A 20,204-nucleotide genomic window follows, 5' to 3' on the forward strand; every position below is an offset into this window, starting at 1 on the left:
CCATTATGAAAAAAAGTCTATGCAACATGAAAAGTGTGATCGCAGCAGCGATGATTTTCTCAACAGGAGCCGTAAACGCCCAATGGCTGACCACCGGGAATGCCGGCACTACGTCAGCCAGCTATGCCGGCACTACGGGCCCTACTGCTTTTTATTTAAGGACCAACGGAGCGTCTGCAGTTCCGGGGCAGGCCATTCTCAATGAAGCCGGGAGTTTTATTGTTGACGGAGACAACAATACCAATACCGCAAAAACCAAAGGAAGCCTGGTGGCGGGTATAGCCAATGTGCTCGGAGCCAATGCAGGAAGCTCCTTGGTAAGCGGATGGCAGAACGACCTGGCGGATGCCGGAGGGGCCAATATTGTGGCCGGCCAGGGGAACCGCATCATCAACCAGGCCGGAAAATCCGTTGCGCTGGGCTGGGTAAATACCATTATGGATGCCAACCAGTTCGCCATCGGGGTAGGCGTGGAACTGAAATCTGCGTATTCAGCCGGGCTTGGCATAGACCTGGTGGCCACAGGAAACCGGTCCTTTGTATTCGGTTCCGGAACCGGCGGGGGATCAAAACTGACGAACAATATCCCTTACTCCATGATGTTCGGGCTTTCCACCACTCCGACCATGCTCATCAAGGACCAGCAGGTAGGCATCCGGACAACGGCCCCTACAGCCAATTTCCATACGGTAGGGACGGTAAGGCTGCAAAACCTGCCTAACGGAAGCGGCAGGGCTTTGGTGGTGGATGCCAACGGGAATGTGATGGTAGCCAGCAGCACCATCACCAAAATGGCAGGCCAGGACGAAGCGGGTCTTCAGGACCAGATCGATGCGCTTAAAAATGAAATCAGGGAGCTTAAGGAACTATTAAAACAAAATAAGCTAAACGTCGACCTGAGTTCAGGTTCCGGTGAGGCCAGATTATACCAGAATGCACCCAATCCGGCCAGGGGGGAAACCAGTATCAAATATTACCTGCCTAAAGAATCAGGGGATGCATCGGTTTCAATCTACAATATTTCAGGCCAGCTTGTAAAAACCGTTGCCCTGAAAGAAAAGGGAAACGGAAGCATCCAGATTACCGGCTTACAGGGAGGTGCCTACCTTTACCACATGAGCATCGGCGGGAAAAACATTGACAGCAAAAAAATGCTGATCCAGGATTAGACCCAATAAAAAAATAACTTTTAAACCATCCCATACGGATGGTTTTTTTCGGATACAACAACAGATACTGCCTCTTTATTTACATATAATCACGGGAATCCCACACTTGCTGGTTCATAGTAGCATTGTATATAGGCACATGTTACCTTTATAAAAGACAATATTCAGCAGTATCATGTGAATATTCAGAATATTGTAAACACCAAAACTAAAATCTTTAACCATGAAAACTCTTTTACACTCAAAAAGCGTTCATTCATTTCCGGTGATGATGCTTCAGAAAACATTACAATTAGTAAAGGCTCAAAAGCTTATGTTAACCGTCCTGATCGGACTGCTGGCTCATACAGAAATTTCGGCCCATGCTTCCACGGTTACCAGAAAATGGTGCGGGGGCTTCTTTCATAGAAAATTTGTGGCTTCAGCACAGACCTCCGTCTTAAGTTATACAAAATATCAGACGGGATATAACTGTATCGGGCAATACGTGGGAAATGCCAATATAGGGAGCTGGTCCGCTAACTGCAATAATGAAAGCAAGGGATGCTCACGTCCTCAGACGGCTACCTGCAGCAAAAGCGGAACTGTATATGACAGGGTTTTCAGCGGCTGTTACCTGCTTTACAATAATCCTCAGTCTTATTATGCCTATGCCCAGGCCCGGCATCTCACCAGCGGCATTTATCTTACGCAATCTGCATCAGGAAGAGGCTCAGCAGGCTTAACAGGTAATTTCAACCTTAATGCTGATAAGCTTGCCGGACTGGTTGATGAGGGGACTTCATCAGGAGAAATAACCGGTGATATTGACATTAATGACGACAACCAGTTAGTGATCAGCAAACTTACCGGGAAGCTCAGTGTTACGGCCGGAGCAGATTATTTCTCAAAAATTAAAATTGTAATCATTAAAGAAAAAGAAAACATTACGGATGATGAAGCATGGCAACATGAAGAAGAAGTGCAGAACGGCACTTATCCTGAGGTACTTTACACTGCCCAGATAAACATTTCAAAAAGCGGAACGGCCCATGACGGAATTTTCTCTGAAGGCTTTGCTTCAGACCAGATCAAAGAATTTTCCGCCAATCAGCAATATGGGGTAAATATAAATGATTTTTCTGCCACGGTGCCTGTACAGGCAGACCTTAAAGATGATGAAAAACTCACCCTGGTCACCGTTATAGACGGAGGGTTTGACATCAGTTCAGCTGTGGTGGACAAAAATACGGGTGATCCCCTGGCCCTTAACCCTGCAGATGCCCAGTCGCCTGTTCTTTACCCTAATCCTGCAAAAGATCATGTAGACATCAATATCGACCTTACTGAAAAAGAACTGGTACATGTACGCATAGTCAGCCCTTCAGGAAAAACAACCGCAGAAAAATCAGAACGTCTGAACAGCGGCCGGCAGACTGTACGTATGAATACGGAAAAATTACTCCCTGGAGTCTATATTGTAGAAGTACGGAACGGCAGCAGGACAAGTTCCCATAAGCTGCTCATATCATATTAATATATCCCCTATAGCAATCAATACAGCCGGCCTCATTTTTCATATCGGGAAGGCCGGCTGTATTGACTGTTTCATCCCGATACCCGGTGTTTTTATTTTATTTTAAGTTACTAATTAAAACTTTATACCATGAAAAACAATTTAACTTTTTCATTACTCATATCTGCTGTTATGGGTATTTCTTACGGACAGAACATTGTGAGAAATCCCGGTTTTGAAAATGGACCGGCTTTATGCAACCCGGGTGACCCCAATGCGAACGGACCGTTTTATCTTGCCCAGAACTATGCCGATTACTGGACGGGCATTAATCCGGCAGAGCCGGGAAATTATCCGGTTAATACGGGAAATATCAGGCAGAACGCACCCGCGTGTACCTTTGCACAGTTCCCGGCAGGAATGTCGGCAGGTGCCGGAAACAGGTCTGTATACATCAACCTGGAGCATTACTGGGATATTCATGACAGCAGGGCAATCGGTCAGTTTACTACCGGAACGGTTAACCCCGGAACCTATAAAGTATGCCTTGCAGCAGTAGGCTTTCCCAACCTTCCCTACCAGGTCCCCAATAAAAGAAATACACTTCAGGTGATTCTGATAAAGAACAGTACCGGCCAGGAAAAGCTGGTCAGTGAATTTAATATCCCCAGAAACACAGGAACGCAGACCTGGAACCGTTATGGCAACTCCTTTACGCTTACGGCTGCCGAATCCGGAACCTATGACAGGATACAGCTGCGAATGAAGCCGGCATCGGCAGCTCAATATCCGTCAGGAACACCGTACAGCGAAGGAGTCTTTATTGATGATCTGGTTCTCGGCCCGGTGGCCTCCACCTCTTCACCGTGTGACGGGACCTACGATCTGGCAGCTTTTGACAACAATACCGATATCGGTGCCGAACCTTATGATCCCGGTGCCAACTGGCAGGTATGGCAGAGTAATGACCTCTGGAACAGGGCTACCAATGGCGGATCGGTCAACAACAACCTGGTCGCTGAAAATGTAGATGCGGCTCCCGGACATCATAATTTATTAAGGTTTAGGGTAAGGAATATCGGGGTCTCCAAAAGCAGCCCCTCTCATGCCAGATTATACTGGACAGTCGGTACAACCGGCGGTGAGCCATGGCCAGGCGCGTGGGACGGGAGCTTATCGGTCAATTCGAACGGACAGACCACGCCGGGCGGCACTCCGGTCGGGGGTGAAATCAAAATCGCTTATCCCACCAATAATACGCCGGCCGCACAGATCCCTCTTATAGGGAATGGGGCTTATATGGCTTTAAATACCACCTATTCGCCGGGAGGGTTTAATATCCCTGCCTTAAATCCCGGTGAAGAATATATCATCAACGCCTTATGGGATCCGAAAGCCCCTGAGGAATTCGGATTGAATCCGGGTGCCAATCCGCAGATATGTTTTCTGGCAAGGATTGCAGATACCCATGATCCGATGTATGATGAACGTATTACAGGGCCTTCCTATGGCTTCAGCGATAATGTCAGGAACAACAATAATATTGTAACCCGGAATTCCACTTTTATCAATTTATCCGGAGGAGGGGTTTTTCAGAGGGGTACAGGAACCGTCTTTTTCAGTAATTACACCAATGAGGAAAGAAGATATGATTTCTCCGTCAGGGAATTATCATCCCTCCCATTCAGTTTGTCAGGAGAAGTCATACTTACCCTGGACGAAAACCTGTTTACAAGATGGGAAGAAAGTGGATTTGAATCAGAAGGGATTGAGGTGCTGGACTGGGAAAAACGGGAATTGAAGATTATGGACATCAATAATGCCCGGTTAAAAAACATTTCTCTGCAGCCGGGCGAATACAGGGCAATATCATTATCATTTGTCCTGACGCAGAATACAGGGGCCGTAGATCATTTTTATTTTGTGGCCGCTCAGAACATCACAGACAGCCCTGATGAGGAATATGGGACTGCCTGCAATTTCATGGTAGCGGTCAATGATCTCCAGCAGGATCCGGGAGAAGGTTTTCCTGCCGATGAAGGAGAGGCTGCAAAAAGCACGGCCTCAGCCTCCGTATTCCGCAAGGAACCTACACTATCGCCTAATCCGTCATCAGATCTATCTGTTCTTACGTTTACTTTAAATACAGATACCTTTATGACAATAGAAATTCTTGATACACTGGGTAAAAAAGTGAAGACCGTTACGTATGAAGCACCGTTTAAATCAGGGGAACAATCTGTAAAACTTACGATCTCTGACCTGGGCAGCGGTATGTACAGACTGCTTATCCACAGTCCTTCCGAAAGAAGAATGATCAATATAATCAGGAAATAACAGTTACGGAGACTTATAAAAGGCTGTACAGACTATTGTGCAGCCTTTTTTATTCTGGAACAGCCGGGCGGCAGCCTGTAATTTTTACGCCGGTTAAACAGGCCTTGCATATTCTTAAAAATCTTTGGTATTTATAGGGTAAAAAAAGTAAATTAGAAAGATGTAAATTTAAAAAATGATACAACTTCCCCTATCCAAGCTTTCCGATGTCGGAACGACCATTTTCAGCCAGATGACACAGCTGGCCCAGGACCATGACGCCATTAACCTTTCCCAGGGCTTTCCGGATTTTATGTCGGACCCTGAGCTGCTGGGCTACGCAGAGGATTTCATCAGAAAAGGCTTTAATCAGTATGCCCCGATGGGCGGTATGATGGGTTTAAAGGAAGCCATCGCCGGAAAGATTGAAGACAGCCATCAGGCCGTGTACCATCCCGAGTCCGAAATTACCGTAACGGCAGGCGGCACCCAGGCCATTTTCACGGCCATCGCCGCTTTGGTGAAAAAAGGCGATGAGGTCATTATTTTCGAACCGGCCTATGACTGTTATGAGCCTACCGTGGAGCTTTTCGGGGGCATTGTAAAACGCTTCGAAATGAAAGCCCCGGAATATGAAATCGACTGGACCGCCGTAAAAGGCCTGGTGAGTGAAAATACTAGGATGATCATCCTTAATAACCCGAACAACCCTTCGGGAAGGATTTTAAAAGAGCATGACCTTCAGGAACTGACCGGTATCGTCAAAGGGACTTCGATACTGATCCTCAGTGACGAGGTGTATGAAAACATCGTGTTCGACGGGAAACAGCACCTGAGCATCTGCCGGTACCCTGGCCTGAAGGAAAGGAGCCTGATGGTCGCTTCTTTCGGAAAGCTCTTCCATGTAACCGGCTGGAAGATCGGGTATTGCGCCGCGCCGAAAAACCTGACGGATGAATTCAGGAAAGTCCACCAGTTTAACGTATTTTCCGTGAATGCCCCCCTCCAGCTGGCCCTGGCGGAATACATGAAAAACCCGGAGCATTACCTGTATTTAAATACGTTCTTCCAGGAAAAAAGGGATTTTTTAAGACGGGGGCTGGCCAATACGCCTTTTGAACTGCTGGACTGCGAGGGGACCTATTTCCAGGCTTTGAAATATGACAGGATCTCCGACAAGAATGATTTTGACTTCGCCAAGGAACTGACGGTGACCCATAAAGTAGCCAGCGTGCCTTTCTCTTCGTTCTATAAGAATAAAAAGAACGAGCATGTGATCCGCCTGTGTTTTGCCAAAAAGGAAGAAACGCTGGAGAAAGCACTCGAACACCTGTCAAAGCTCTGAATAAAAAAGGGTGGCTGAGATTCTCAAAGCCACCCTTTTTAATTTAAAGGAACATTCCGCCGGAAGCCTCGATCCGCTGTCCGTTGATCCAGCGCGCTTCTTCCGTGCACAGGAAGGCTACCACGCCCCCGATATCATCCGGGACACCGGCTCTTCCCAATGCGGTAGCACCGGCAACCATGGCGTTCACCTGTTCGTCATCCCGGGTTCTGCCGCCTCCGAAATCCGTTTCAATGGCCCCCGGAGCCACGACATTCGCTTTGATTTTTTTCGGGCCCAATTCCTTGGCCATATACCGGGTCAGCATCTCGACCCCGGCTTTCACCGAGCCGTACACGGAGGATCCAGGTAAGGCGAACCTTGCCAGGCCGGAAGACACATTGATGATCCCGCCGTGCTCATTGATAAAAGGCAGGAATTTCTGGGTCAGGAAGAATACGCCTTTAAAGTGGATATCCACCACATCATCCAGCTGCTTCTCCGTCACTTCGGCAATCGGGGAATACAAAGCCGTTCCCGCATTGTTGACCAGGAAGTCGATGTTCCTGCTACCGGTATTTTCTTCCAGGTGGTCGCCGACGGTTTTTACAAAAGCATCAAAGCTTCCTGTATCCCTCGTATCCAGCGGGTAGGCAATGGCTTTCCTTCCCATAGCCTGGATTTCACCGACGGTGTTCTCTGCTTCTTCCCGGTTGCTTCTGTAGGTAATGATAACGTCAAGGCCTTTTTCCGCGATTTTTATAGCGGCATTCCTGCCCAGCCCGCGGCTGCCGCCGGTGATCAATGCGATTTTTGTTCTTGTTTCCATATTTTTAATTGGTTTTACTACCGCAAAGTTCTGAATTTCCCGGATGGGTATGCTTGCTCCAATCAAACTGAAATTTGCAAAATTCAAATCACGAACGGAATTCCACGGGAGGCATCGATGTTTTCTTTTTAAAGAAATTGGAAAAATGGGCAATCTCTTCGAATCCCAGGGCATAGGAAATTTCCGACACCGTCCACCGGGTCTGCCTCAACAGGATCTTGGCTTCCTGGACTACCCTTTCCGAAATGATCTCCGTGGTGGTTTTTCCCGTGCTTTCTTTCAGCTTTTTATTTAAATAATTAACGTGGACTGCCAGGCGGTCTGCATAATCTTTCGCCGTCTTCAGCTGCAGCCGCTGATCCGGGGATTCGATAGGGAACTGCCGCTCCAGCAGTTCGATAAACAACGACACCACCCGTAGAGAAGCATCATTGGAAGCCGAAAGCGTTGCGGCCGGCTGCAGCTTCTGGCCGTAATGCACCAGTTCCAGCACATAGTTCCGGATCAGGTCATACTTAAAGAGATAATCCGAGGTGATTTCTTTTTTAATCTTTGTAAACAGCTGCTCTATTTCATCGGCAAGCGCATCGTCAATCTCAAACAAAGGGATATTTCCGGGCTGGAAGATCGGCAGGTCCTCAAGCGTAGGGTGAGATTTGTCCCTGATAAAAAAATCTTCGGTAAAGACACAGAAACTGCCCGACTGTTCCGGGTCTTCGGGGATCCAGTGGTACGGCACTTTCGGTGTGGCAAACAGAAGGGCATTCTGCCGGATCCGGATCGTCTTGTCTGCATATTCCGCCCTGTTCTTCCCCCGTATCAGGCTGATCTTGTAATATTTCCTTCTGTTATAGGGCATTTCAGAAGTCATCTTCATTTTCTCAATAGTCTGGGCAATATCAAAAACATTAAAATGCCCGATATCCTTATGCATCCCTTTCGGGAAAATACTTTCCAGGTCCGTTCCGAGCTTGCCCGTCATTTCCCGGTAGAAATCCTCAAGGGAGGTATGTGAAGTATGGGCGGTTTTATCCATGATTGAAATTTGTAAAAATCAAAGGTACGCAAATCTTGTGTCTTACGGTTAAATAACGATGCCTCCCACTAATTCCAACACCCATTTGCCGTTCCGGTATTCGGCAGAATACTCATTTTCAAAACTGCTTCCTGATGTTGAAATATAAAATAGGTTCTCGTCAAGGGTACTTCTTTTAATTTTGGAAATACCATCTCTTGTAACATCCGTCATTTTTACATAACCGGTTTTCTTCCGGTCACTTTCCGGTATAAATAAAACCCTTGCATCCGGGCTGACCTGATGGAAATAGTCGCAGTCGCTTTCAAAGACAGTAAAAGTATAATGCAGTGTCTTTAGATTACCGGGGGTTTCCGCATACGCGGGGAGCATTAATTCGTAAAGTTGGGTAAATTTATTTTTACCGGATATAAACATAGGATTGAGATCATCGAAATCACTGATGCCGTCTCCGTCGGTATCTTTGCTGTCCGGGTTCAGTCCGAAACTTTGCTCGAAGATATCATTGTACCCGTCATGGTCAGAATCCCTTGTCAGATTTTCCAGGCTCATTGTAAACAATTTACCGTCGCTTATTGCCGAATAATCGTCATATCCGGGTAATCCGGGAACCTTTACCATTTTCACGAGGCTTCCCTGCAATTGAAGGAATCCGTTTTCTATCATCGGCTCCTGCTGGAGATCATTAATGTAGTAATGGCTGAAGCTTAAGCCCAGAAAATACGCATAGGATTGGTCATTTTCAATGGTGCATAGCCAGAATCCCAGCTCATTCCTTGCCAGGGCATAGATAACATTTCCCGCCTGCTGTTGATGGGAAAATAAAAAACGGTCTGAAAACCTTTCTGTAAATACCTTGTATTCTGCCTGATAATTGTCCCACCATCTCTTTCCTATCCTATCATCATCGTAAAGGTGTTTTAAGCGGGTACTGTCCTGCCTGAAGGTCCGGTATTCTGTAAGGTCTGTAATATCAAGGTAACCGGGCTTATGTTCCAGAATTTGTTTTACCGTAAATGGCTTTTTCTCTATATATGATTTGAAAGTCTGCTCACGGTCACCGGCAAAACACCTGTCTTCAATACTTCTGGAACAGGAAAAGAATAAAATAAAAGTAATAAAATATAAGATTCTCATTATTAAAAGTTTGACTGGTCAATACAAAAAGTGCTCCCAAATAGGAAAGGCGGACAGCTTTCCAGATCTAAGTAATAAATTATTTTCAGCGGTTATATACTTGGGTTTTTTACCTTATAAAATATTTTTCCAGAATAGGTGAGATATATCCATTTATTTTCTAAATTAGCATCAGTCAAATACATAAAATTATCATTATGAAAAACCAGAATTTAAACAACGGTAAAAAATTAAACAAAAAACAGCTTCGCTCCATTACAGGAGGATTACTGGATTGTCTGGGCGGAAGCTGTCCGACTCTTGACGGATGTCCTCCGCTTAATGAATTTGGGTGTATTACCATTTCCAAATCCTGCGCGCAATCTATATGCAGACCTATGTAAATACATGAATGTATTTTACATAAAATACCGTCTGAATCAGACGGTATTCTTTTTTTATTTAATAAATTTCCACTGTAAGTGATTTATATCACAATATTTTATTAACTTAGTCTTCACTAACTCACTAAAAATCAATTGTTATGAAAAACCATCAGGTAAACAACGGGAAAAAATTAAACAAAAAACAGCTTCGCTCCATTACAGGAGGTTTAATGCAGTGCCGCGACCCGAAGACAAATGCTTGCAGGGTATTTTCGAATGGCTGTGCAGAATTCGACTGTCGTCCCGGATTAATTCCATAACCAGGAAATTTTAGATAAAATACCACCCTACCCGGGGTGGTATTTTTTTCACCTCTATAACCTGATACCGTTATAATAAACAGGTTGATATCATACAATGAAATTCATGATGCACTAAAATCTCCCCGGCCTGTACACAAAAAATGCCGGCCTTAAGGGTAAACTTTAAATACCACTTATCTTAATCGAATTAAATTTCCAACAAAAGTGATTTAATATCAATAATTTTCATAACTTAGTCTTCACTAACTCACTAAAAATCAATCGTTATGAAAAACCAGCATGTAAACAGCGGAAAAAAACTAAGCAAAAAAGAATTAAGAACAATTAAAGGAGGGAAAGAACAATGTATTGACCCTTTCACAGGAGGATGCAGAAAGTACGCGATCGCCTGTGCTGAACTGCAATGCCAGCCCACTATTCCGGATATTGAATTTTAGAAAACGGAATTTTAAAACAATTTAAAAAGCGCCCCAAAGTAATACTTTGAAGCGCTTTTCTTATATAACTAACTTTAATATTCTTATACGTTGAACCGGAAATGCATGATGTCCCCGTCCTTCACGATGTATTCTTTTCCTTCTACGGACAGTTTTCCGGCTTCCTTGATTTTGGCTTCCGAACCGTAGGTCATATAATCATCGAATTTGATCACCTCTGCACGGATAAACCCTTTTTCAAAATCCGTATGGATCACTCCCGCAGCCTGCGGAGCGGTCCAGCCCTGCCCGATGGTCCAGGCTCTTACTTCCTTCACCCCGGCCGTAAAATACGTCTGAAGCTTCAGCAGGTCATAGGCTTTTCTGATCAATCGGTTCACGCCCGGTTCTGTAAGTCCGAGTTCATCAAGGAAAATTTCTCTTTCCTCAAAAGTTTCCAGTTCATTGATATCCGCTTCAATCTGTGCCGCCAGTACCACGACTTCAGAACCTTCATTTTTAGCCATTTCCTCAATCCTGGGGATCCAGTCGTTTCCATTTTTAATGGAGTTTTCATCTACGTTGCACACGTAAAGCACCGGCTTGTTCGTCAGCAGCTGAACGTCACTGATAATAGTTCTTGTGGTATCATCCATCGCAAATTCCCTTGCATTCTTACCGTCCTCCAGGAATTTCTGAAGGCTCTGAAGGGTTTCATACGCTAAAATATCTTCCTTCTTGCCGGATTTGATGAATTTCTTCGCTTTATCAACAGCCTTTCCAACCGTTTCAAGATCCTTCAGCTGAAGCTCTATATCAATGATCTCCTTGTCCCGCATCGGGTCTACGGATCCTTCTACGTGGATGATATTGCCGTTGTCAAAACATCTCAATACATGGATGATCGCTTCGCACTCCCGGATATTGGCCAGGAACTGGTTCCCCAGTCCTTCCCCTTTGCTCGCTCCTTTTACAAGGCCTGCAATATCAACGATCTCTACCACAGCCGGCAGCACCCTTTCAGGCTTTACGATCTTCTCCAGCTCGAACAGGCGGTGATCCGGTACGGAAACCGTCCCGAGGTTGGGCTCGATGGTACAGAAAGGATAGTTGGCAGACTGCGCTTTGGCATTGCTCAGGCAGTTAAAAAGGGTTGATTTACCTACATTCGGTAAGCCTACGATTCCACATTTCATATTTTCTTAGCTTTTAGCAATCGGCTTCCGGCTTCTTGCATGTTAAAAATAAAGGTGTGCAAAGATAGTAATTTTAAAGGGAGTTTCATAATAAAAAAATCTGCCGGCATGCCGGCAGATTTTTGGGAAACTGCATATGATATATCGTGTATCGTTCTAGGGATTCGCTCCCGTAGCATCCTGTGCCTGCTCGGCATCATCCGGCAAAGACTCCAGCGTCTTGTCAAGGCTGAACAGGGATTCGTCGCTTGCCCGGTCTCCGCCGGCAATTTTCAATTTATCAATCAGGTTCATGGCGAAGGTTTCCTCTTCGATCTGTTCTTTCACGAACCACTGAAGGAAATTCCATGAAGCCCAGTCTTTTTCTTCAAACGCGATGTTCACCAGGTTATAGATGGCCGTGGTATTGTCTACCTCGTGTTTGAAGACAAGGTCGAAACAATGGGTAAGGCTGGTGGGTTCTTCTCCGGGTGCAGGAAGCTCCTTGATTTTGGGTTTTCCGCCTCTGTTAAGGACGTATTGCATGAATTTCACGGCATGGTCCCTTTCTTCCTGGGCATGGCGGAAAAGAAAGTTTGAAATTCCGCCGTACCCTTTGTCAGCAGCCCAGATCCCATAATAAAAATACACCCTTGACTGTAAGTCTTCGGTGTTCATCTGGTCACTGAGTGCCTGTTCGAGCCTGGGTGAAAGTCTGTTGGTATTCATAATTTTATCGTATTTAATGATTATGATGCTGATGATGCAAAAACAGTTCCGAGACCCCTGTATTTCGGATCACTCTACCCCACCCGATTTATAACCTGTTGAAATAAAGGATATTAAGCTTATAATTTATAGTTATTCTAAAATAAAACCGGCTCATAGGGAAATGAACCGGTCTTGTATTGTTATTTTAAAGGTTATAATGTAATAAGTAATTGTTATTTGGTTTGTATCTGACCACCCCGTCAAAAATTCCCTGAATTTTTGCCACCCCTCCGGAGGAGGGGAATTTACTCATGTTCAGTAGGGAGAATACCGGATGGCGCTATTTCACTTTTTTCGCGGTATAGTCGCTTTCATTGCCCAGGCGGTCAACGGCTTTAACAGCCACCGCATTCAGGGGCTGGCCGTTTCTGGACCTGGGGATTTCTTTTGACAGCTCATCCAGGGTCAGGATCTCGGTTTCCCAGGCTCCGCCGTATTGGGTGAACAGCACCCACTGGAATACCTGCCCGATGTTTTTGGTGCTCCAGCTGACCTGCACAGCCGTTCCGGTATCGTTGATGAACAGGGTGGGCGCCTGTAGCGGTACCGCCTTTAGCCACGGCGTTTTGGGAACCAGGGCTTTTTCCTTATAGGGCCCGTTTTTAAGGGCCGGAAGCATATTCGCATTTTTGGTCAGCCCGGCCATGCTCCAGTGGATTTCCCCCGCATCATTCCCCAGTACCTGCCGGGAGATCTCAATCTGGTTCCTGATTTCTGCCGGGCGGTCCGGAGCCTTGACCTCCACCGTATTCAGTCCCGGCCACAGGTGGCGGTTCATTGTGTTTTCAGACTTCCACCAGTTCAGCAGAGGCTCAAAAGGCTGCCCTTTGGATTCCACCGGCCAGTAAAGCTGCGGCGAAAAATAGTCGACCCAGCCTTTGTTCAGCCACAATTTAGCATCCGCATACAGTTCGTCATACTGGGAAGAACCGACCACCCCCTGCGGATAGCCCGGCTTCCAGATCCCGAACGGGCTGATCCCGAACCTCACGTAATTTTTCTCGGCGTGGATTTCCTTGTAGATCCTTTCCACGAACTTGTTCACGTTGTCCCGTCTCCAGTCGGCCCGGGTTAAGGTACCGCCGTTCCGGGTGTATTCATTCCAGCTGGCCTGGTCCGGGAAATCGGCCCCGTTGTTATAGGCGGCGTACGGGTAAAAATAATCGTCAAAATGAACGGCATCAATGTCATACCTCTTCACGATGTCCTTTACCACATTGGAGACATGGCCCTGGGTTTTCGGGTTGGCGGGATCCAGCCAGTACATGCCGTTTTTCAGCCTGATCACCATATCGGAGAGCTTGTTCACCATCGACAGGCTGCTGACGGAACCGCCGTTGCTGTGGTGGGCCCGGTAGGGGTTCAGCCAGACGTGGAGCTCCATTCCCCTTCTGTGCGCTTCCTCGATCCAGAACTGCAGGGGGTCATAATTCGGGTACGGGGCCCTGCCGGTCTGTCCGGTCAGGAAATAGGACCACGGTTCTATCGTACTCGTGTATAGGGTATCGGCGGAAGGCCGGGCCTGGAAGATCACGGCGTTGAAATTATTGTCTTTCAGCAGGTCCAGGATCCTGATGGCTTCGGCCTTCTGCTGGTCGACCGTCAGGTTGTTCCTTGAAGGCCAGTTGATATTCGCAACGCTGGCAATCCAGGCGCCGCGGAATTCCCTTTTGATCTCGGGAAGGCTGGTCCTGAATGCTTCTTCGGCCGGACGGGCCACGGGAGGCGTTGCGGCAACGGGTTTTGCCGGCCCGGCTTCCCTGGCGGGTTTACTGACAATTGTATTCGCTTTTTGGGAACCGCAGGAAGCCAGGGCCACTGCGGAAAGAAAAAAGAGGGTCTGATTTATATTCCGGATATTGATATTCATAGCGCAAAAATAATATTAATCTTTCAGAGCCTCTTTACATTTCATTAAAAATTAACGGCCCGATATGAAGGCATCAGGATTTTAAGAGGGCTGTGATGACTGATCCGGAGCCTGTTTGCCTGTATTGCAAAAAAATAAGGTCCCGCAGATCATGCGGATCATGCCTATTTTTACAGGCTGTTACATGCGATGGTCTAAAAAACCAACGCGAGCAGCTTAGCTTTATACAGTAAGACCGTTAATGCAGAAGACCGTAATAATAGTGCAATACCTGTCATTTCTGTACCCTTTCAGCGGATACAAACCCTTCCGTACCCTCCGGGGTCCTGACGTGGTACCAGGATCCGGTGCCCGCCAGTATGGCAACCGGGGTTTTGGATTCTGTTTTGATGACCGGGTCATATGGGGACCCAGGCCCGGTGCGGAGCGTGGTCCCGGATTTAATAAAGTTCCCTGACGGGTCTTTCCCCCTGTTTTTAGTGGCAGGGACCGGCCGCTGGCGGAGGTACGGATACGGGTCTGTGGCCCCACCCGAGGTGTAAATCCCGAAATGCAGGTGGGCCGGCCCGCCTGCGGCATTGCCGGTATTCCCTACCCGGCCTAGGGTATCCCCGGTCTTTACCGGTTTGCCGTCTGTGGCCATCACGCTGTCGAGATGGGCGTAATAATAGGAGTTCCCCAGCGCCGGATCCCGGAGCCAGACCTGCTTGCCCCCGAGCCCCTGGTTTCCGGTCCGGGCCACGAACCCGTCCGCCACGGCGACCACCGGCGTGCCGCGGGAGGCAAAAATATCCACGCCTTCATGGCTCCGCCCCCCGCCGTCGCGGCTGGCGCCCCAGAAGCTCTGCACATCGCGGTTGGCCTTGCCGGCTACCGGGAAAGCCAGGGAAGGCTGGGTATAGATCTTAAGTTCCAGGGTCCCGCGGTACCCGATCTCCGGCTGGAGGACCACCTGATGCCGGCCGCTGTTCTCAATGAATGCGGTGAACCGGTTGTTCTTAAGCATGCCGCTTTCGGGCTGACCGGTGGTAGAATCACCTTCCGTCATATCTACGAAAACCTTAGCGGCTGGGTCAGCGGCCACGGCTTCAATCACCAGAAGGTCGCCTTTTTTCAGTTCCAGGGAATAGCCTGCGGCATTCATTTCGCCGGGGCCGGGTGCTGCCACAGTCAGCAAAGTACCGTCCGGTATTTTCAGCCGGCTGGCGGCGGCAGCCGTAAAAGCTGTTTTCCACTGCACCATCAGGCTGTCGGCCCCGGAAAAGCTTCGTTCGTACCGGGCCCGCTCGGAGGTTTCAAAAATATTTTTCGTCATCTTGAGCCCGTCACAGGACGAGACAAGGCCGGTGGCAGTGATCAGCATCAGGATCAGGCAGGATAAGGAGGGTAAAGCTTTCATGGTAAAAGGGATACAAAAACTCAGCCGTAGCAGGCATGCGGTCCGTCTCACCGGTGGGATAAGGAATATTTAAGATCGTAAACCGCTATTTCCGGCCGGTCTTTCATCAGATCATTGATCCGGCTTTAATAAATCAATTTCCAGAATATTCCGGTCCCTCCTGATCCTGTTTTTATAATACTTTTCCATATTCCTTTTAAACTCGGCACCGGTCTTACCGTCCTGGGTCTCCACGATATCGGTTCCTGATATATCCTTGGCGGGGTTTTCCCGGTATTCCTTATATAATTTCCTGTACCTGTTCTGGTCCACAGCCAATACTTTATGGTGGGGAGCCCTGTTGTCCAGGACCCCGCCTGCTTTTTCAACGGCAACCAGCTCAAAACGGTGGGTACGGGTGCGGTCTTCCATTTGTATAATAAGGCCGGGCAGGCCGTGAAATTTATAGGGGCCGTCTGCAATGGGAATATCCGTTGAGAACCAGGCCGTCCAGACCCTCCCGCCAAAATCCAGGGTAGCTTTCTGGCCTTGTAGTGTATTGATCTCCCTTTTTTCCGGCGAAATTTTCCAATCCATTTTTCTCGGGTCGGAAACGCTGTAGACCTCATGATGTATTGAGGTAATAAGGGCAACCTCATAACCGGGGTATTTTTTATACACCCTGTTTTCAAATTGACTGAGCCTGTCGCCCTGAGCATAGGCGACTGAATCATTTCTGTAGTTCCCGATATCATAAAAAACAGATCCCGTCTTGTAGACTTCCAGGTACATCACCACTTTCACCGTATCATTCTTCACCGTATCCTTAACCGAAGTATATTCGTAAATAAACCTTTCGGACTGGCAGAAGAGAAACAAAGGCAGAAAGAGGAAAATTGCGGTAAGCTTCATTTTTTAAAATCTAAAGATCATGCGGAATGGCGGAAACGGAATGTTCCGTAAAGCCATCTTCACTTTTCAGAGCCGTGAATTCCCTGCGCTCGCTTTTTCATCGCAATGGATTGTAACGGTCAATAAGGTAAAGGCCATCCGTACTACAAGTATACAAAATAAAATGATTCATTATCCATACACCGCCGCCCTTTCTGAATAATACAGATCAACAATAGGAAAATTCAGGGTCTGATGGCTGTAATCGTCATAAAAAAACCCTTCCGGCGCGGAGCCGGAAGGGATATCAAGTTGATCAGTGACCCTGCTGCATGTGTGCTTCAGGGAACTGTATGTTGATGGGCTGATTATGCTTTCGCGCCTCTTTCCATTCTTTTTCTTTCTTCTTCAGAAAGGATTTTCTTTCTCATACGGATGAAGTTCGGGGTTACCTCGATGGCTTCGTCACCCTGGATGTATTCCATGCATTCTTCAAGGGAGAATAAGATTTTCGGCGCCACACCGGTATCCTTGTCTTTTCCGGAAGCCCTCATGTTGTTCAGCTGTTTCGCTTCCACGATGTTGACTACCAGGTCTCCCGGTTTGTTCTGTTCCCCGATGATCATCCCGGCGTAGATTTCCTCGCCCGGATCAACGTAAAACTTCCCTCTGTCCTGTAATTTAGCAATAGAATATTCCGTAGCAGGCCCCTGGGTCTTGCTGATCAGTACCCCGTTGCTTCTTCCAGGAATCGCCCCTTTGAAAGGCTTGTATTCCGTGAAACGGTGTGCCATGATCGCTTCACCGGCAGTCGCCGTAAGCATCTGGGAACGCAGTCCGATCAGGCCTCTTGAAGGGATCTCGAATTCCATGTGCTGCATTTCCCCTTTGGTTTCCATAATGTGAAGGTCCCCTTTTCTCTGGGTCGCCAGGTCGATCACTTTAGAAGCATATTCTTCAGGAACGTCCACCACCAAAGATTCGTAAGGCTCGCATTTTTCTCCGTCGATTTCCCTGAGGATTACCTGCGGCTGTCCGATCGTCATTTCGTACCCTTCCCTTCTCATCGTTTCAATTAAAACCGATAAGTGAAGGATCCCTCTTCCGAAAACCAGGAAGGTGTTGGCATCTGCAGTCTGTTCAACCCTTAATGCCAGGTTTTTCTCAAGCTCTTTCGTCAACCTTTCCTTCAGGTGATTAGACGTTACATATTTACCGTCTTTCCCGAAGAACGGTGAATTGTTGATCGAGAAGGTCATGTTCAGCGTCGGCTCGTCAATCGCGGTTCTCGGCAACGGTTCAGGGTTTTCAAGGTCTACGAATGAATCCCCGATCTGGAAGGCGTCAAAACCTACCACGGCACAGATATCCCCTGCCTTTACTTCGGTTACTTTTTTCTTTCCTAACCCTTCGAAAACGTAGAGTTCCTTTACTTTTCCTTTCACGATTTTCCCGTCGGCCTGTGCCAGTCCGATCCATTGGGATTCCTTGATCTCCCCTCTGATCACTTTCCCGATCGCGATTCTTCCTAAGAAAGAAGAGAAATCCAGGGAAACAATCTGCATCTGAAGCGGCCCTTCCGCCACTTTAGGCGCAGGAACATACTGCAGGATACCGTCCAGTAATGGGAAAATATCTTCGGTCTGCTCCAGGGAAGTGTTGAACCAGCCCTGTTTTGAAGATCCGTAGAACGTCGGGAAATCCAATTGCTCTTCGGTCGCCTCAAGGTTGAAGAACAGGTCGAATACCTGGTCGTGAACCTCGTCCGGACGGCAGTTCGGCTTGTCTACTTTATTGATAACCACTAAGGGTCTTAGTCCTAATTCCAATGCTTTCTGAAGCACGAATCTTGTCTGCGGCATTGGTCCTTCAAAGGCATCCACCAACAAAATAACCCCGTCTGCCATTTTCAATACCCTCTCTACCTCACCACCGAAATCGGCGTGACCGGGCGTATCGATTACGTTAATTTTCGTGCCTTTATAAGTAACAGAAATATTCTTGGATAAGATCGTGATCCCTCTTTCTCTTTCAAGGTCATTGTTATCCATAATTAATTCCCCGCTCTCCTGATTTTCTCTGAAAATATTGGTAGCGTGGATGATTTTGTCAACCAAAGTCGTCTTCCCGTGGTCAACGTGTGCGATAATCGCAATATTTCTAATGTTTTGCATAAAAGATTTTTACGGGTGCAAAAATAGTGAAATTTAATGAAAAAGTCACCATGAAGTTTTATTTATTAACAAATTCATAATGAGGAAATTAAAACATCCTGTTTTTCAGCCACCCGTATACGGAGCCGTGAGGATGGGATTTACACGAAAAAACCAGGTCCGGAAAATGAATAATTCAATAAAAACGCCGCAACCATCAGCGGTCAGGGGCTGCCGGATGATCACCATCCCGGAAAAGACCGGATCAGAAAATAAAGGATGATCCCCTGAACCAGGATAACCAAACCTGTTTTCAGCAAAAATGATTTTTTTGAAATTTTATGCCTGAAGATAAACATCCCTGCAATGGCCCCTGCAGTTCCGCCCATAAAAATAAGGGCCAGCAGCCAGGCTTCCGGGATCCTTCTCCGGTGCCAGACGGCTTTCCGCTTATCGGTCCCGAAAACGACAAAGGTAACAAGGTTGATGGTAAACAGTACGTAAAACATCCGCACAAATCTAAAACAAAAAAGAGTGTTAAAAAAACACTCTTCCCTGCTTTACCGTATTTACAGGCATATCATCACTTCGCACGGATCCTGAGGGGGCGCTTCTCCGCATACAATGTCAAATTCGGCACAGTTGGAAGACGAGCCGGTCCCCCATCCCCACTGGACTACGCAGGTGTCCGGGTTTTTACATCTTACCATTCCTCTGATAATCCCTCCCTGGATGGATCTCATTTCGGTTCTCGAAACCTTCTTTAAATTTTTCATGATCTTTCTTTTAGTTTGAATGATAAATGTATAAAAAATTACCCGGGGAAAAAATATTTATTCCGGATATTTCATGATGGCATGAATAATATCTTGTTAAAAATTTCAATGCCCCGGTTTTATACGATAAGTCCATAAAAATGAAAAATATTTCAGGTCAATTGAAACAGGATTTCTACATTTGTAATTCATAGAACAGCATCAATGACTTTAGAAGAATTGCCGGGCATTTATACGGTCCAGGGCAGCAACCAGGAAGCCCCGGGCCGATCCTCTTACCAGGGGGTCCTCACGTTATCGCTTGACGAAAACCGCCGCATCGTTGCCGAATGGCTGATCGGCGACCACGAACAACACGGCACCGGTTTTTATAAAGACGGCATCCTGGTCATCAACTTCCGTTATGAAGGCGAAGACCATACCGTCTACAAAGGCACTGCCGTCTACCGCTGCATCGGCCCCGATGTGCTGGACGGGTTCTGGTCCGAGAAGCACGGGGACCCGCAGTACCTGGGGAATGAGTATTGCGTACGGATACAGAGTTCCGGGATTTTGAATTGATTTAACCATAATATTCTTTTGTCTTGAAACAAAAGAATCAAAAATTCAAGACCTCAAAACTTTTTAACGCTACAAATTGAGCCGGCGCTGAAAAGTTTAAACTTGCGCGGATTGGCTATTGGTCTGTTGATCACTATTGCCGCCGCGCTTCAAACACTAAACTTTTTTAAGTGGCCTTTGCTTTTCAATTTGCTTAACGCTAAAAGTTTAATGGTCATT

20 protein-coding genes are annotated in these 20,204 nt (G+C 46.9%); 9 read left to right on the forward strand and 11 right to left on the reverse strand.

Annotated features, from left to right (window positions below; all coding sequences use genetic code 11):
- The first annotated feature begins 5 nt into the window (after positions 1 to 5).
- The 4 genes from H561_RS0118915 (at position 6) to H561_RS0118930 (ending at position 6,325) form a co-directional block, all read left to right on the forward strand.
- Positions 6 to 1,169, forward strand: coding sequence for a T9SS type A sorting domain-containing protein (locus H561_RS0118915; RefSeq protein WP_027388417.1), 1,164 nt, complete (start codon positions 6 to 8; stop codon positions 1,167 to 1,169).
- Positions 1,170 to 1,392: 223 nt separating this feature from the next.
- A complete protein-coding gene (locus tag H561_RS0118920; RefSeq protein WP_027388418.1) occupies positions 1,393 to 2,685 on the forward strand; it encodes a T9SS type A sorting domain-containing protein in 1,293 nt (430 codons plus the stop codon).
- Positions 2,686 to 2,814: 129 nt separating this feature from the next.
- Positions 2,815 to 5,001: a T9SS type A sorting domain-containing protein gene (locus tag H561_RS0118925; RefSeq protein ID WP_027388419.1), complete on the forward strand. Its 2,187-nt coding sequence runs from the start codon at positions 2,815 to 2,817 to the stop codon at positions 4,999 to 5,001.
- A 175-nt stretch (positions 5,002 to 5,176) separates the two neighbouring features.
- Positions 5,177 to 6,325, forward strand: a complete 1,149-nt coding sequence (locus tag H561_RS0118930; protein ID WP_027388420.1) for a methionine aminotransferase — start codon at positions 5,177 to 5,179, stop codon at positions 6,323 to 6,325.
- Positions 6,326 to 6,368: 43 nt separating this feature from the next.
- On the opposite strand, the gene H561_RS0118935 is transcribed toward H561_RS0118930, so the two are convergent.
- From H561_RS0118935 to H561_RS0118945, 3 genes are all read right to left on the reverse strand, one after another.
- A complete protein-coding gene (locus tag H561_RS0118935; RefSeq protein WP_027388421.1) occupies positions 6,369 to 7,133 on the reverse strand; it encodes an SDR family NAD(P)-dependent oxidoreductase in 765 nt (254 codons plus the stop codon).
- An 88-nt stretch (positions 7,134 to 7,221) separates the two neighbouring features.
- Positions 7,222 to 8,169, reverse strand: coding sequence for a helix-turn-helix domain-containing protein (locus H561_RS0118940; protein WP_027388422.1), 948 nt, complete (start codon positions 8,167 to 8,169; stop codon positions 7,222 to 7,224).
- A gap of 48 nt (positions 8,170 to 8,217) precedes the next feature.
- The gene (locus H561_RS0118945) at positions 8,218 to 9,306 is read right to left on the reverse strand and encodes a hypothetical protein (RefSeq protein WP_027388423.1); all 1,089 of its coding nucleotides are present in this window, start codon (positions 9,304 to 9,306) and stop codon (positions 8,218 to 8,220) included.
- A 197-nt stretch (positions 9,307 to 9,503) separates the two neighbouring features.
- On the opposite strand from H561_RS0118945, the gene H561_RS0118950 reads away from it, so the two are divergent.
- The 3 genes from H561_RS0118950 to H561_RS24065 all read left to right on the forward strand — a co-directional run bounded on the left by H561_RS0118950 (position 9,504) and on the right by H561_RS24065 (position 10,431).
- Positions 9,504 to 9,689 carry a bacteriocin gene (locus H561_RS0118950; RefSeq protein ID WP_027388424.1) on the forward strand — a complete coding sequence of 62 codons (186 nt, stop codon included), beginning with the start codon at positions 9,504 to 9,506 and terminating at the stop codon, positions 9,687 to 9,689.
- A gap of 140 nt (positions 9,690 to 9,829) precedes the next feature.
- On the forward strand, positions 9,830 to 9,991 hold the full coding sequence (locus H561_RS24195) for a hypothetical protein (RefSeq protein ID WP_170207317.1): 162 nt from the start codon (positions 9,830 to 9,832) through the stop codon (positions 9,989 to 9,991).
- 269 nt (positions 9,992 to 10,260) lie between these two features.
- A complete protein-coding gene (locus tag H561_RS24065) occupies positions 10,261 to 10,431 on the forward strand; it encodes a bacteriocin (protein ID WP_155845860.1) in 171 nt (56 codons plus the stop codon).
- An 83-nt stretch (positions 10,432 to 10,514) separates the two neighbouring features.
- Here H561_RS24065 and ychF read toward each other — a convergent pair whose 3' ends face one another.
- The 5 genes from ychF to H561_RS0118990 form a co-directional block, all read right to left on the reverse strand.
- Positions 10,515 to 11,606: a redox-regulated ATPase YchF gene (gene ychF, locus H561_RS0118965; RefSeq protein WP_027388425.1), complete on the reverse strand. Its 1,092-nt coding sequence runs from the start codon at positions 11,604 to 11,606 to the stop codon at positions 10,515 to 10,517.
- A gap of 156 nt (positions 11,607 to 11,762) precedes the next feature.
- The gene (locus H561_RS0118975; RefSeq protein ID WP_027388427.1) at positions 11,763 to 12,314 is read right to left on the reverse strand and encodes a ferritin; all 552 of its coding nucleotides are present in this window, start codon (positions 12,312 to 12,314) and stop codon (positions 11,763 to 11,765) included.
- 322 nt (positions 12,315 to 12,636) lie between these two features.
- Entirely contained in the window at positions 12,637 to 14,226 is a 1,590-nt protein-coding gene (locus tag H561_RS0118980) for a glycoside hydrolase family 10 protein (RefSeq protein ID WP_034762823.1), read from the reverse strand.
- Positions 14,227 to 14,500: 274 nt separating this feature from the next.
- Positions 14,501 to 15,625 (reverse strand): M23 family metallopeptidase, encoded by a 1,125-nt coding sequence (locus H561_RS23465; RefSeq protein ID WP_051349455.1) that lies wholly within the window; start codon positions 15,623 to 15,625, stop codon positions 14,501 to 14,503.
- Between the two features lie 111 nt (positions 15,626 to 15,736).
- Positions 15,737 to 16,516 (reverse strand): GLPGLI family protein, encoded by a 780-nt coding sequence (locus H561_RS0118990; protein ID WP_027388429.1) that lies wholly within the window; start codon positions 16,514 to 16,516, stop codon positions 15,737 to 15,739.
- Positions 16,517 to 16,535: 19 nt separating this feature from the next.
- On the opposite strand from H561_RS0118990, the gene H561_RS0118995 reads away from it, so the two are divergent.
- A complete protein-coding gene (locus tag H561_RS0118995; protein ID WP_027388430.1) occupies positions 16,536 to 16,718 on the forward strand; it encodes a hypothetical protein in 183 nt (60 codons plus the stop codon).
- Positions 16,719 to 16,863: 145 nt separating this feature from the next.
- Here H561_RS0118995 and typA read toward each other — a convergent pair whose 3' ends face one another.
- The 3 genes from typA to H561_RS0119015 all read right to left on the reverse strand — a co-directional run bounded on the left by typA (position 16,864) and on the right by H561_RS0119015 (position 19,424).
- Positions 16,864 to 18,669, reverse strand: a complete 1,806-nt coding sequence (gene typA, locus H561_RS0119000; protein ID WP_027388431.1) for a translational GTPase TypA — start codon at positions 18,667 to 18,669, stop codon at positions 16,864 to 16,866.
- Positions 18,670 to 18,890: 221 nt separating this feature from the next.
- The gene (locus tag H561_RS0119010) at positions 18,891 to 19,157 is read right to left on the reverse strand and encodes a DUF1294 domain-containing protein (RefSeq protein ID WP_027388432.1); all 267 of its coding nucleotides are present in this window, start codon (positions 19,155 to 19,157) and stop codon (positions 18,891 to 18,893) included.
- A gap of 60 nt (positions 19,158 to 19,217) precedes the next feature.
- Complete coding sequence (locus tag H561_RS0119015) at positions 19,218 to 19,424, reverse strand: bacteriocin-like protein (RefSeq protein ID WP_027388433.1); 207 nt, start codon at positions 19,422 to 19,424, stop codon at positions 19,218 to 19,220.
- 204 nt (positions 19,425 to 19,628) lie between these two features.
- On the opposite strand from H561_RS0119015, the gene H561_RS0119020 reads away from it, so the two are divergent.
- A complete protein-coding gene (locus tag H561_RS0119020) occupies positions 19,629 to 19,985 on the forward strand; it encodes a hypothetical protein (protein ID WP_027388434.1) in 357 nt (118 codons plus the stop codon).
- The last annotated feature ends 219 nt before the right edge of the window (positions 19,986 to 20,204 follow it).

It is taken from the genome of Chryseobacterium gregarium DSM 19109 (assembly GCF_000430845.1).
GTDB classification, from domain to species: Bacteria; Bacteroidota; Bacteroidia; order Flavobacteriales; family Weeksellaceae; genus Chryseobacterium; species Chryseobacterium gregarium.